Source organism: Streptomyces olivochromogenes, from assembly GCF_001514115.1.
Classification (GTDB): domain Bacteria; phylum Actinomycetota; class Actinomycetes; order Streptomycetales; family Streptomycetaceae; genus Streptomyces; species Streptomyces olivochromogenes.
On sequence record NZ_KQ948479.1, the window covers coordinates 27591 to 41077 of the forward strand.

Annotated in this window: 13 protein-coding genes; all 13 read right to left on the reverse strand. The window is 68.9% G+C overall.

Annotated elements, in window-relative coordinates; translation table 11 throughout:
* Positions 1-4: 4 nt before the first annotated feature.
* The gene (locus AQJ27_RS44800; RefSeq protein WP_067382861.1) at positions 5-349 is read right to left on the reverse strand and encodes a hypothetical protein; all 345 of its coding nucleotides are present in this window, start codon (positions 347-349) and stop codon (positions 5-7) included.
* A 33-nt stretch (positions 350-382) separates the two neighbouring features.
* The gene (locus AQJ27_RS44805) at positions 383-757 is read right to left on the reverse strand and encodes a hypothetical protein (RefSeq protein ID WP_079065757.1); all 375 of its coding nucleotides are present in this window, start codon (positions 755-757) and stop codon (positions 383-385) included.
* Positions 758-783: 26 nt separating this feature from the next.
* On the reverse strand, positions 784-1965 hold the full coding sequence (locus tag AQJ27_RS44810) for a peptidoglycan-binding protein LysM (RefSeq protein WP_235613904.1): 1182 nt from the start codon (positions 1963-1965) through the stop codon (positions 784-786).
* On the reverse strand, positions 1965-2912 hold the full coding sequence (locus tag AQJ27_RS44815; RefSeq protein ID WP_067382863.1) for a hypothetical protein: 948 nt from the start codon (positions 2910-2912) through the stop codon (positions 1965-1967). Before AQJ27_RS44815 ends, AQJ27_RS44810 begins: the two co-directional genes overlap by 1 nt.
* 64 nt (positions 2913-2976) lie before the next feature.
* A complete protein-coding gene (locus tag AQJ27_RS44820) occupies positions 2977-3186 on the reverse strand; it encodes a hypothetical protein (RefSeq protein ID WP_067382866.1) in 210 nt (69 codons plus the stop codon).
* Entirely contained in the window at positions 3183-3923 is a 741-nt protein-coding gene (locus AQJ27_RS44825) for a hypothetical protein (protein ID WP_067382869.1), read from the reverse strand. The genes AQJ27_RS44820 and AQJ27_RS44825 overlap by 4 nt, the downstream gene beginning before the upstream one ends.
* A complete protein-coding gene (locus AQJ27_RS44830) occupies positions 3924-5009 on the reverse strand; it encodes a hypothetical protein (protein ID WP_067382872.1) in 1086 nt (361 codons plus the stop codon).
* Positions 5009-6040, reverse strand: a complete 1032-nt coding sequence (locus AQJ27_RS44835; RefSeq protein WP_067382875.1) for a hypothetical protein — start codon at positions 6038-6040, stop codon at positions 5009-5011. Before AQJ27_RS44835 ends, AQJ27_RS44830 begins: the two co-directional genes overlap by 1 nt.
* 10 nt (positions 6041-6050) lie before the next feature.
* Entirely contained in the window at positions 6051-6923 is an 873-nt protein-coding gene (locus tag AQJ27_RS44840; protein WP_067382877.1) for a phage distal tail protein, read from the reverse strand.
* Between the two features lie 13 nt (positions 6924-6936).
* Complete coding sequence (locus AQJ27_RS44845) at positions 6937-12213, reverse strand: phage tail tape measure protein (RefSeq protein WP_067382880.1); 5277 nt, start codon at positions 12211-12213, stop codon at positions 6937-6939.
* A gap of 37 nt (positions 12214-12250) precedes the next feature.
* On the reverse strand, positions 12251-12850 hold the full coding sequence (locus tag AQJ27_RS44850) for a hypothetical protein (RefSeq protein ID WP_067382883.1): 600 nt from the start codon (positions 12848-12850) through the stop codon (positions 12251-12253).
* Positions 12851-12875: 25 nt separating this feature from the next.
* A complete protein-coding gene (locus tag AQJ27_RS44855) occupies positions 12876-13253 on the reverse strand; it encodes a hypothetical protein (protein WP_067382886.1) in 378 nt (125 codons plus the stop codon).
* Positions 13253-13462, reverse strand: a complete 210-nt coding sequence (locus tag AQJ27_RS44860) for a hypothetical protein (RefSeq protein WP_079065758.1) — start codon at positions 13460-13462, stop codon at positions 13253-13255. The genes AQJ27_RS44855 and AQJ27_RS44860 overlap by 1 nt, the downstream gene beginning before the upstream one ends.
* Positions 13463-13487 lie beyond the last annotated feature (25 nt).

Below are 13487 nucleotides of genomic sequence, written 5' to 3' on the forward strand. Positions count from 1 at the left end.
GGATTCATTTCCCTCCCATCATGACCAGGATGACCGGGATGACGAGCCCGAGGATCGGGATGATGACCGAGGCGACCATGTAGCGGCGGGTTTGCGTGACCCGGTTAGCGTCTTGGGAGCGCTGGTTCTGAATGGCGGCCACATCCCGGTCGTGTCTGGTGGCCAGCTGCTCGAGGTCTTTCCCGAGGTCGCTGATGTCCTTCGCCATAGCCGCCTTTTCCGCGGCGTACACGTCGGCGCTCACCAGCTTGTCGAGACGAGCGTTGATCAACGCCATGTCCTCGCGGACATCGCCTCTCAAGAGCTGGATGAGCCGTCCCAGCTCGCCCAGAGACGGCTCATCGGCCATGGCTTGCTCCGGTGGGGGGTGTCGATAACAGGATCAGGCCGCGTGCTCGAGGCTCGGACTCCTCAGTGCGGCCGCGGGCACCGGAGCGGTGACCTGCGTGCGACTCCACAGGCCGATCACGACGGTGACCAGCGACAGCCACAGGGCCTGGTGGTCGGCGTCCAGCTTCAAGCCGAAGCCGACCGCGGCGGCCACAAGTGCCTGCGCCAGGTTGAAGACCGCCGCGCCGATGCTGTCGTGAGCCACGACAGCGATGAACAGGGCGACGCCGCAAGCGGCGACCGTGTTGACGGTGGCCTGCTGGTTCACGGTGGCGTGGAACACGTAGGCCGAGGCGAGCTTCACCAGGATCGAGATGAAGGCCAGGACCGCGGCGGGCTCGCGCCCAAGGATCTTGATGGAAGGCATGGGAGGAACCGTTCTGCGAGTAGGGGTCAGTCGGTGATGGTGAAGCCGTGCTTGGAGCCGAGCTTCGCGAGGGAGGTCTTGCCGGGGATGCCGTCGGCGGCGCTGCCGGTGTAGCCCAGCCGCCCCTGCCACGCCTTGTAGGCGTTGACGGTGAGCGTGCCGAACGATCCGTCGACGTACTGGGAGGCGAGGAGCTTCTCCGCGGCGAGCGCCCGCTCGACCAGCAGCACCTCGGCCTTGTGCGTCGTGTGACCCTGTGCCGCGGCCGGGTCGTGCTTCGCCGCGTACACGACGTGCGCAAGGGAGACCTTCGGCTTCGTGGCCGGCTTCGGCGGGACGGGCGGGGGCGGGGTGGGAGCGACCGCCTTCCCCGGGACCTTGGTGATGTCGATGCCGCCCGGGTCCCAGTGGGTGTTGCCGGGAACGTGGCAGTGCCCGTAGTGCCCAGCCTCGGACTGCCAGATGACGCGGGAGCGCGGCATTGCTTGGCTCGACGAGGTGACGGGGGGTCCTGCGGGCCAGACGTCGGGGATGTTGTGCGCCCGCCCGGCGGCGAGGAGCTTGCGGAAGTTCGGCTTGGCGGCCGGATCGAATCCGTCGGTCCAGGGCGGGGACGGCATGGCGACGACCTCGACCTGAATGTTGACCGTGCCCTCGCGGTTCGTGCGGCGGGTGCCGTCGTTCTGCAACGCCCGGGCGGACTGGGTGAGGGGGCCGAACTGGCCGAGCCTGTCCGTCTTGGGGTCGTACAGCACCTGCGGCTCGAACCCTGCGTTGATCAGGTAGGACGCCATCGAGGTGAAGTAGCCGGTGGGGCTGACGGTGACGTGCCAGGTGAACCGGGGGCCCGCTTCGGGGTGGTCCATGGCGCCGCCGATGACCTGCCCGCCGAGACGCTCGACGCCGTCGATGTAGGCGGGGCCGCTGGGGGCGGTCTGCGGCGCGACGGCGCTCTCGAGTCCGGGAGCGGGAGCGCGGACGGTGAACGGGGCGGCGTCGACGGGCTGGTACCAGTCGAGGTCGCCGCCCTCCTCGTCGGGACGGAGGACGAAGAACGCGCCGTCCTGCCGCGGGTGTTCCTTGACGAACCGCGGCACGTCCTCGAGACCAGCGAGGGCCCGCACGGTCTCGACGTGGTCCTGGTCGACCTCGCCGCAGTAGGTGACGGTCTGGTCGGGGTGGACGATCGCGGCGTGGAATGTGGTCATCACAGCCCCTTCGTGATGGTGGGGACGTTGTTGTCGTGCGCCCACTCGTTCACCAGCGCCACGACCTGAACCAGTCGAGGATCCGCAGAAGGAGTGGGCGACGGAGGAGGGGAAGGAACCGGCGTGGGCGCCGGCGGTACCACGGCAGGGAACGGCTTGCCGGTGAGAGCGGTGTAGTCCGCGGCGAGCGCCGCCAGGTCGACGCCGGCCAGGAACGCCGGATGCGTCAGGTGCTCAGGGAAGATGACGACCCAGGCCTCCTCGACCTTGCGCCGCCAGTAGGCGTCGGTGAACGACGTCTCTTCGGCCCATGTGATGAACCGTTCATCCCCGCCGAGTGGACCCGGGCCGGCCGCGCCGTAGCCGCCAGTGATGACGGAGTGGCCGCCGTCGTCCGGGCTGGATCGGTGGTAGTCCCAGGGCTTCCCGCTGTCGAAGTCGGTCATGTTGGCGGCCTGGACGACGATGCCGGTCCACACGAATCCGAAGATCGCGATGGCGGCCTTGACCTCGTCGGGGCTGGACGGGTCGACCTTGGCGAACGCGAGAGCCTTCTTCCCGTCCGGGCCGCCGTGCTTGACGAGGTACTCGAGGAGGGTCTGGATGTCCATGCCGTTGTCGTGCGACGAGCCCGGCCCGTTGGTCTCGGCGGTGCCGTTCGGGTCGAAGCCCGGGTTTTGCGTCTTGTAGACGGCCCAGACCTCGTCCTGCGTCGGGTAGTACTCGGCGCCGAGGATGAAGGTGAGCAGGCGGCGGACGTTGGCCCACGTGACCGCGACACAGTCACCGGCAACGTCGTTGCCGCGCATCTCCCAGGCGGCGAGCCGCGCAAGGTAGTCGGCTGCGGCCGGGTGCGCAGGGACCTTGCCGGTGAAGAGCCGGGCGAACTTGAGGGCCGGGGCCTGTTTCGGGGCGCGGCGGCCGTACTTGCGGATGGTGCTGGTCAACGAGCCCTCCAGGGCATAAAAAAGGCCCGGCCGGAGGGCACGGGCGTCGACGTGGCGCGGCTGGTCAGGAGACTTCGGGCTGCGGGTCCAGCAGCACTGCGGAGACGAGCGTCATGAGCTGCCTGCACAGGCCGCACTCGGCGAAGACTGTGCCGACGTTGGAGTAGCAGGGGTTGACCTCGAACTGCTTGCCGCTGTTCGGGCACGCCTCGTTGTCGTCGCGGGCGGTGACGTCGTAGTACAGGCCGGGTTCGAAAACGGGGGGCGTGCTCATATCCCCATCACCATCCAGCTGATTCCGGTCGATGTGTTGTTCGTGCGGGTCAGCCACACCGTGAGGCCGGTCGCGGAGACGTTGGTGACGCCGACTCCGGTGACCTGGGTGCCGGGCAGCGACGTCTGCGCTGTGGCGAATGCGGTGAAGGTGGAACCCATGAGGTTCAGGCCGGTGACGTTGAAAGACGTCGGCACGCCCGGGGACGGCGTGATGTTGATCGTGCCGTAGGCGATGTTTGCCGCGGTCAGCACGCCCAAGACGTCCATGTTGCACTGGTTGCTGTCCTCTGCCTGGACGTACACGTAGGGGTGGCCGCCCTCGAACGTGGACTCGAGCGTGAGCATGGCCCGGTGTGCGGTCGACGCGACGTTGCCCGATGTCAGGATGAGATCCGTGTACTGGAACGCGTCCGAGTCGTAGGTGATCCCGGCCGGGACCGCGACCTGGCCGTCCTCGACGGGCCGGAACTGCAGTTGCCCGCTGCTCAGATACCCGCTCATGTTGATCGGGTCCTGTAGGCCGCGCGTCCATAGACCGCCACCGCCGTTGCCGGCGTCCGGGCCCAGTTCCGCCAGCAGGGTCGTGCCATCGTCCGCGTACACGCGCAGGGTGCCGACGGACGCGGCCGTCATGCGGCGTGCGGCCCGCATCTCCCTCACCTCGCGCTCGAGGGAGGCAAGGCGTCGGGCCAGTGAGGTGGCGTCCGGCGGGAGTTGGTCGAGTTGCCGGGGCATTCAGCTCTCCTCTACCAGGATCGGGCGGATGCGGTCGGCGCCCGGGTCGAGCTCCCACGACCAGCAGCGGGCGACCACGTTGGCGCCTTGCGGGTGCCGCGGTGAGCGTTCGACGGCCATGCGGACGGTGTCGCCGAGCGCCCAGTCCCGGTTGAGGCGTGGGGCGCGGGAGGCGACGGCCTCGATGGACCACACCTGGGCGCCCTGTTGCATGAGCGTCAGCGACTGCGCGGCGTGGGCGTTCAGCTGGTCCGGGTCGGTGACGCCGGTTGCGGGGGTGTAGCGGTATTCCCAGCGGGGCCAGCCTGCGGCGATGAGCGCGGTCGCCTCGTGCGGGCTGGACGTGAGCCGGGACGACCCCTCGCCCTCACCACGGGCGAGAACGACGGTGGCGCCTTTGCCCTGTTCGTAGGACTCGGCGAGGGTGTACGAGTCGACGCAGCCCGGAAAGTCGAAGGTCGCTTCCGGCGTAGTTGTTTGGCTGCCGATGGCCGGGCGGACGCGCAGCGGGAACTGGAACCCCGAGTGGCTGCCGTTCCAGACGACGTCGACGGTCCACTCGGGGCCGCCGTCCAAGGCCATGAGCTCTTTGAGGCAGGAGAGGATCGACTTGTCGTCGCCGTCCTCGGTCAGGTAGGTCATGGTGACGCCCGTGTTCGGCGCGTCGATGACGATCGGCGGCCCGTTGGTGAGGGCGGGGGTGACGAGGGCAGAGATGACCGCTGCCTGGTCGGTGCCGATGAGGGTCTGCGTTCCCGGGTAGCGGCCGTCGAGGTAAGCCTCGAGGGTGATGGCCCCCAGGGACAGGGTCTGCGGGCTGCCACCGCCCCGGGTCAGTACCGCGCCCGCCCAGAGCGGCGTGTCAGTAGCTGTGTCGACGGCCACCAGCGCGGACTGGCCCGGCGTGGTCGCTTCGGTCCAGCCGCTCGGAGCGCCAGCCAGGTTGAGCTCGAACTGGAGCGTTGTCGAGTCGCCGAGTTTCCGTGTGAGCGCCCCAGTCGGCTTGAGGGAGGGGAGGTCCTCGATGATGCCGCCCGAGCCCAGGTCGCAGCCGTACCAGGCAAGTTGGTAGGGCGTCTCCGTCATCAGACGGACTCGTAGGAGCCGGTGATGCGGACCTGGCTGCCGTTGGCCATGGTCTCCGGCACGCCCTGGCTGTGGAAGGCGAGCCGGCAGTCGGTCTGTGAGGGCGGGAAGAATGTGCTGATGCTCGTCGCGGTCGGCGAGATCACGGTCTGTCCCGCCCACCGGTTCGTGCCGAGCAGCTGGGCGACGCCGATCATGGAGGCGCCGAGGTTGGCGGCCGCGAAGGGCGGCATTGTCCAGTTGTAGTTGCCGGACCCGTATGTGGTGGTCGAGCCGCAGGTGAGGTTGATGTGGAAGATCACCTGGCGGCCGATCTTCTGGTAGCGGCCGGCCAGCGTCCCGTTCCCCACGGCCGGGTTGGTGGTGGAGCCGGTCCACACCGGCGTGTAGGACGTCCAGGCGCCCGGCACCTTGTAGTAGGTGTCGTAGGAGGATCCGTTCCAGCGCAGCAGGTCGGTGCCGTTGTCGTAGAACTGGCCGATGTACGGAGTCGAGGGCGCGGTCGCGGTGGGCAGGATGCCGCCCGGTGCCACGGTGTTGGGGCGGACCGCGGTCGACACGGAGGCGGTGCCGCCGTTCGACACGGACAGCACGCTGATCGTGGCCAGCGGCATGTAGATCTGCGTGCCCGCCGGGGTCGGCGCGACCGGGGAGGCGGACGGGGTTCCCGCCAGGTAGACGATGTCGCCCTTGGCCAGGCCGGACGCGTCGACGGAGTTGTCCCACACCCTCAGATAGACCAAGTCCACCCTGTTCAGGGTGGCGTGGGCTGCCGTGTACGTGCCCGGGGACACCGTGGACGGGAACGCCACCCGGTAGACGCCTTGCCCGCTGAAGGCGACCGCGGCCACGCCCGCGCTGCAGTTGATGGTCGTACCGGCCAGCGTGACCGTCAGGCCCGGGTCGCCAGGCCGGACGCCGGACCGGGAGCCGAGGGCGGTCCCGTCGGTCATGATCTGCATGGCCTCGACGTTGCGGGCCTCCAGGCCCGAGAAGGTCAGCGAGTCGATCGCCCATACGTCTACTGGCATGTCTGCCTCCTCACATCCAGGCCGAACGCCATGTGGCGGTCAGCATCGCGCTGGCGTTGTAGGTGCCCGACTGGAACTGGTAATTGACGGCCGAGCCGGCGGGGATCGTGGGCCAGCCGGACGCGACGGTCATGAAACGGCGACGGGAAACGCCGCCGTTGAGGACCACGGTGTGCGCGTCGGTGTCGATGACGAGGACATCGCCGCTGGCCAGATCCAGCGAGTAGACGAGCTGTCGCACCGTGCCGTCCGGATAGAGAGCGGACACGGTCGGCGCGACGACGGGCCCGGCGATCGTCAGGACCGGGCGGGTGTCCATGGAGCCGATGTTGATGGCGTTGATCTGCCCGGACACCGTCGTCGCCGAGAATGCGGCTGGGAACGTCACCGGGAAGGTCAAGCCACCCGTTGTGGTCGGCAGGCCCGTCGTGCCGGACTGCAGGGTCGTGCTGTAGCGCCGCGGATCCGCGGCCGTCACCAGCACGCTGTAGGTGGCGATCCGGTCCGTGACATAGGCCATCAGAGGCTTGCCGGACCGCCGGACCGTCGCCTGCTTCGGCCCCGTCAGCTCGTACACCACCAGCGTGGTGTCGCCCAGGGCGGCTGCCGTCCGCAGCCTCTCCAGGGCGTCCTCGAGCGTCGTCCGGTCCGGTGCCGTGACCGTGCCGGCCAGCGTCATCGGGCGGGAGCCGAGATAGGTAGGCGACGCCCACGCCCCGTGGTCGGCTTCCCTCTCGGTGTATTCGGACCGGACCTCGGCGCTGTCCCAGCCGTCGAAGGACTGCAGGGACCAGGCGACCCCGTTCGCGTCCACCCCGCCGAGCGGGATGGCGCCGAGGTCGACCCGTAGTCCGCCGAGATCCTGTCCTGCAGTGAACGGCACCGCGCCCCCTTCCTCAGCCGACGAAATTCATGTGCCGGGCAATGTCGGCGGCCTGTTCGGCGCTGGTCTGCTTGGCGCCATTGAGGGTGATGTTGGTGACGCGGTCGCCGTGCCCTCCGCCCCACGGGGTGCCGTAGTCGTTGCTGGCGTACCGGCTGGCCGGGACCAGGTGGTAGCCGAGCGCCGCCGCGGAGGCGGCCAGCAGCGCCCTGCTGCGGGCGGTCCGAGTGAGCGGGATGAACGCCTCCGGCCCCGCCTCCCCGGCCAGAACCGGGGTGGCCCGGCTGAGGATCCCGCCCAGTGCCATGGCCTTCCCGCCCTGGGACACCCACTGCCGGACGAAGACGTCCTTGTTCGGTGCCGGGAGCGCGCCGATCGCGCCGGTCATCTTCGGGACCAACGCCTTGATGACGTCGGTGCCCAGGCCTGCGGCGATGAGATCGGCGTAGCCGCGCCCGGTGCCGCCGCGCAGCGTGGACAGCAGGATCAGGCTGTTGGTGAGGTCGTCACCGGTGAGCGTGCCCTCAGCCTTGCCGACCGCCTGGTTCGCCTTGGCGGCCTGCGTCTTGCTGCCGACCGCCTGGTGAGCGAGCGTCTGCGCGTTGGAGTCGCCCTGCGCGGCGAGCGCGGACGCCAGATCCCCGAACCCTTGCGAGGCCAGCGTCTGGAGATCCTTGGCGAACTGCTGGTTCGTGGTCGTCGCCGCGCCGAGCTGCTTGGTGAAGTCCTGCAGCGTGGCCTTGGCCACGTCCCCGGTTTTCTGGAGCTTCTTGACGATGTCGTTGAACTGCTTGTTCGAGGCTCCGGCCAGCGAGTTGACGAGGGCGTAGCCGTCCTCGCCCATCCCTTCGAGCATCGACTCAACCTCGGCGCCGCCCCGCTTGCTGATCTTTGCGAGGTTGCCGCGCCACTTGTCCGTCGCCGCGACGCTCTTGTTGAGCTGCGTCTCGTAGGCCTTGAGGTCGAAGCCGGTGGGGGCCTTCGCCCCCTTCTTCACGCCAAGGGCCGCGTCTGCTTTGTTCACACCCGCGCGGTCAGCCGAGACCGTCTTGTCGGCAGACTTCTTCGCCGACCTGGCCTTGTCGACCCGCGACTGGGCGGCCCGCAACTGGGCCGCCGTGTGGTGACCGTGACGTACCCGGGACAGGTTCTTCTCGGCGTTGCTGAGGTCGTCGGCCTTCTTCTTCGCGTCCTTCAGCGCCGAGTTGAGCTTGTCCCATGCCGCCTTCAGGGCGTCGACGGCCTTGTCGTAGCGCGTCTTCGGATCCGACGGGCCGCCCAGCACTGCCTGCCCGGTCGGCGTGTAGGTGAAGCCGGCGAGCCCTCCGCCCGCGAACCGCTTGGCGTTGAGGCGGTCGAACATGTGGGTGCCGTACTTGCGGACGGCGTCTGCCTTGATGACGTACTCGCCGTTGGAGACGAGCGCCGGGATGCTGTCCGAGGTACCCGTGCCGGGGCCTACAACCCGGCCGCCGAACGGCATGTACTGGATGGCACCGCCATCCGCGTAGCCCCGCACGAGGCCGCCGCGCGCGTACTTGCCGCCCTCATGGGCGACCGTGCCATGATCCGTGTGCGTCGTCACGACGTTGACGGAAACGGTCTTGCCATGGACACCGTCGATGTAGCCCTGGATGGTGGCCGCAGCCGAGCTCGGACCGCCCGTCGGCAGGGTGATCGTGACCTGCTTGCCGTGCGTCCGCGAGATGTGGAACCCGAGCGACGAGAGCGCCTCCTCGGCCACCTTGGTCAAGGCTCCGACCGTGACGGTCTTCCCCTTGGTACCGGCGACCTTGCGCCGTACTGCGTCCAGATCCGTGAGCGCCTTGGAAGTTGCAGCACTGACCGGCAGCTTCTTCCCCGGCAACTTCTTCGCGAGCAGCGCGTCAAGAGCGGCAGCAGCCTTGTCGGTCGGCGCCGTGATCTCCATCTGCCGGCCGCCGGGCAGCGTCTTGACCTTGAAGCCGACCGACTCGATGTCCTTCTTGGCCTCGGTGGTCAGCGCCGACACCCGGATCGTGGAGCCCTTCGGCATGTGCCCGGCAAGACCCTGGACGTACAGCAGCTGCTTCTGCGTGTCCGACAGACCCGGCGTCGACATCGTGATCGCCAGCGACGACGGGATGAACCCCATCTGCATGGCCAGGACCTTCGCCTGGTCGGCGGTGAGCCCGAACTTCTGCCCGGCCCTGACTGCGGCCTTCCACGACTTCTCCATGGCGCCCTCGGCCTGCTGCAGCGCCGGAACGACATCGGTCTTGTTGGCCCTCGCGTAGTCGTAGGTGGCCTGGGCCGCGCCGGCCGTCTGCTCGTTGAGGCCCTGCAGCTTGGTCCACAGGGACTGCCCGTTCTCACTCGTCGTGTTCAGGCTGCCGTCGACCTGCAGAAGAGCCTTGCCGTAGCCCTTCGCGTGGTCGACGCCGTCCTTGTAGCTGCCGTTGAGATCAAGCAGCGCCTGATTCATGACCGCGACCGCCGCCTGCACGTCCAGCTCGCCGCCCGACAGCAGATCGAGAGCAGTGTGCAGAGCGCGCGCCTTCGTGTCCGCATCCGATGCGGAGTCCCCGAGCGTCTTGATCGCGCCCTGCAGCCGCCCCGTCGGATCGGTGGCATCCAGAGCCGCAGCGCCAGACCCCTTGACCGCGTCGGCCAAGTCCTTCTGCTTCGTGCGAGCCGCGTCGAACTCCCCGGAGAGAGAACCGAGCGCATCAGCGGCGTTCTTGTAGACCTGCCCCTGCGGCGTGTACACCTTGCCGGCCGTCCGGCCTGCGTTCACAAACTTCGTGTTCTCCTCGGCGGCAGCGGATAGCCGCTTGCGCAGCCCATCAACCGATGTGCCCTGCCCGAGGTAGGCGTCCGTGAGCTGGGTGGCGTTGATGCCCGCGCGGTGCATGACGTCCAGCAGTTGCGTCTTGCCGTCCTTCAGCTTTGTGTCCGCCAGGGTCTGCACGGCCGCAGCGCGAACGCTGCCGTCTGCCACACCGGCGGACTGCTGCAGTGCCGTAGTGAGAGCGGAGATCCGCTGCTGGTGGGCTGCCGCGGCAGCCGCGGCTTCCTGCTGCTTCTTGGCCAGCAGGTCCAAGCCGATCATTGCGGCGCCGATTGCGACACCCCACGGCCCGCCGAGGAACCCGTACAAACCCCGGGCGGCACCCATCAGCCCGCGCCCGGCGCCCGTGCCGATCGCGGCCAGAGCGCCGCCGGCCGCCGACCGGAAACCGACCAGGCGACCGCCAGCCTCCTGGATGCCAGTAGAGGCGGTGCGGAACGAGTTGCCCATCGCGGCGATCGTCGGGGAGCGGGCCTCGAGTGCAGCGAGCCCGGCACCCCAGCGGCCGAGCGAAACCCCGGCCCGGCTGGCAAGGATCGTCTGCGTCTGCATGGCGCCGCGCACGCCGTTGAACGACGCGACCGCCGAACGGCCGTAGCCCGCGACCGCGTTCTGCATGCCCTGGATCTGCCCACGGAACGGGCGCATGGCGAGCATTGCCAGCACGGACAGCTGGATCGGGCCTGGCAGCCCTGCGAACGCGTGCGCGATGCCGCCCACGAGCTCGCCGACCGGGCGCAGGATTCCCGACATCTCCCCGAAGAGCCCCACGCCGACCTGGAGACGGCCTGTGAGCACACCAAGGGCACCCGCCCCCGAGGAGACGGACCCGAACATGTCGTGCAGCCCGCCGAGCAGTGGCTGGGCGGCAGCCCCGGCGTTGCCGAACGCCTGGCCGAGGGAGTGCACGGAGGTGATGGCCAGCGGCACGGAAGCAACCGCAGCCGACGTGATCGCCGCCTTCAGTGGGGCGGCGAGACTCGACGCGGCCCGGCCGATACCGCCAGCCGCCGAGTGCAACTTCGCCTCGACGGACGGCCCGTAAATGTCCCACAGGTCACCGGCGATACGGATGCCGGACTTGATGTACGGGATGGCCTTCGAGACGCCCTGCGTCATCGACCGCGTGATTCCCTCGAGGCCCGGGGCGATGCCCAGGTAGATCTGGAGGAACGCGCTGGAGATCTGCTTGCCGAGGCCGCGCATCGCGCCGCCCAAGCCCTTGGACTCGGCGGCAGCCAGAGCCGCGGCCCCGCCCACACGACCTACCTGCACGCCGAACGTCTGGAAGGCTTCCCCGCCCTGGTGCGCGAGGGCCACCATGCCCGCGAGGGCGGGCTTGCCGAACGCCATTGCCGCGGCGGCCGTGAACTGCTGGGTGGTGAGGTGGTGGGAGGCGTCACCGAGCTTGGTGATGACGTACTGCAGGCCCTTGAAGTTGCCCTGGCCGTCGAACGCCTCGATGCCGAGCTCGTGAAGACCCTTGGTGGCCAGCTTGGTCGGCTTGGCCATGTTGACCAGCGCCGACCGCAGGGCGGTACCGGCGGTCTCACCGATGATGCCGGACTTGCCGAGCAGGCCAACCGCAGTGGCTGTGTCCTTGATGGAAACGCCCATGGTGTGGGCGATCGGGCCCACGTACTTCATGGCGTAGTAGATGTCCATCAGCTCGCCAGAGGCACTGTTGGACGTGTTCGCAAGGACGTCCGCGACGTGGGTCGCCTCTGTGGACTTGAGGGCGAACTGGTCCATGATGTCGCCCTCGATCTTCGCCGCGGTTGCGACGTCAGTTCGAGCAGCAGCAGACAGCTGGATCGTGCCTCGAGCAGCCCTGATCGCGTCCTGCGCAGACAGGCCCGCCTTCGACAGCTCCACCATCGCGTCCGCGGCCTCAGCCGCATTCGCCGACGGCAGCTTCATGTCCGCGCCGAGGGCCTGCGCCTCACGGCCGGCCGCCGCCATCTGTCCCCCCGAGGCGCGCGTGACCTCGAGGAATTTGTTCATCGCGTCCGTGTACTCGTTGCCCGAGTGGACGATGTCGTGCAGGCCGAAGATGATCGCGCCGCCCGCCAGAAGCGCGCCGAGGTGCTTCATCGGGCCTAGGACTGATGTGATGCCGGACTGGACTGAGCCCATTCCGGTGCGCGCCGCAGCCCCCATCCGCCCGAAAGCGGGCGACGTCAGGGCGGCCTCGTTCCGCATGGCCCGCGCGCCGCGGCCTGCGGCCAGCGCCGCAGCTTCGGCCTCACCGACACCCGCCGCGCCGCCGCGCGCACCCGCCCCCATGGCCATGAGGCCGGTGCGGGCTATCGCCCCGTCCGCGCCGAGGGCGCGAATCCCGCGCCCAGCGACAAGGGAGGCCTCGCCGAGGGCCAGCAGTTCGCCAGTGCCGGTACGCACGATGGTGCCAAAGCCCGGCATCTCGGCGATGACGCGGACGCGCACGGTACGGTCGGCCACGGCAGCCCCCTATTCAGTTGTCGCGCATTGAGGCAGGTCAGTCGGTGGCCAGCCCGAAGGAGCGGAGGACGTCGGCGGCAGCCTGCGAGGGCGGGCCGAGCTCGCCGGTCTGGAACTGGATCTGGATGGCGGCGGACCACAGTTGTGCGAGCTGCCCGTCGGAAAGCTCGCTCCAGAAGGCCGCGAACTCCTCGGGTGTCGCTGGCTTCGGCTCGATCAGCTGGGCCTCGACGAGCGCAGGGGCGAAGGCATCCGCGTCGAAGGCCGGTTCCTCGCTCCCGCCGCGGGCTGCCGCCTTCTCGATCTGGTCCTTGGTCGGCGGATGCTCCACCCGCAGTGCCTGGTAGGCCCGATGGGTGATGGCTTCGAGGGTGAACCGGACCCGGGACTCTTCGGCCTGCGCTTCCAGCTCCTGGAGGCGCTTGGCGACGTCCCGGGCGGATTCTGTGCCGTTGGCTTCGTCGTGGCGTTGCGCCCGCTCGAGGAGCTGCTCGAGGGCGTCGATCTCCGACGCGGCCTCAGCGTTCATGACGAGTTCGACGATGTGCCGTGGCCGCTGGATCTTCGCCCGGATGTCAGCGAACGTCAGCGCTGGCTTCGCAGCCCGGCGCGCGGGCGGCTTCCTGCTCGTAGTCATTGGATTCCCTGTCCTTGACGTGCTGTTACATGGCCTGGTGGACGGCGATTTCGATGCCGGTGACCAGGTCTTCGGCGTTCGCGTCGAGCGCGGGGCCGAGGTGTGGGAGGGGGGCGTTCTTCGAGGTGCCGTACTCGATGATGTTGCCGAGCGGCCCCTGCGCCATGCCCTTGTCGGGGCCGATCTCGCCCTCGACGCCTTCGGCGGTGACCTTGACGTCGTAGGTGATCGAATACGGGTAGGCGGGCAAGTACTTGTGGCCCTTGATCCGGTTGCGGGCGTCGTCCCGGACCTTCTGCGAGGTGACCTTCACGGCCTTCCCCGCGTTCACCCGCAGCCGCTCAGCGAAAGTGCCCAGGTCGTCCACCACCACGGTGAGGCCAATCACGTCGATTCCCGCCATCACTGCTCCCTCCGGAACACGCTGACCTTCAGCCCCTCGGTTTTGCCGCCGTCTTCCTGGTGTGCGGCCACCCGGCGGGCGCCGGCGAGGCAGGCGTGGCATTTCGTGATCGACGCGTCGTAGGCGAACTCGGCCTCGGCCTGCGTGGTCTCGGACAGCAAATGGCCACAGTCTCCGCACAGCCCCGATTCGGCCTCCATCAGGGCCATTGCCCACCAGCGGTCCTCCGGCAGC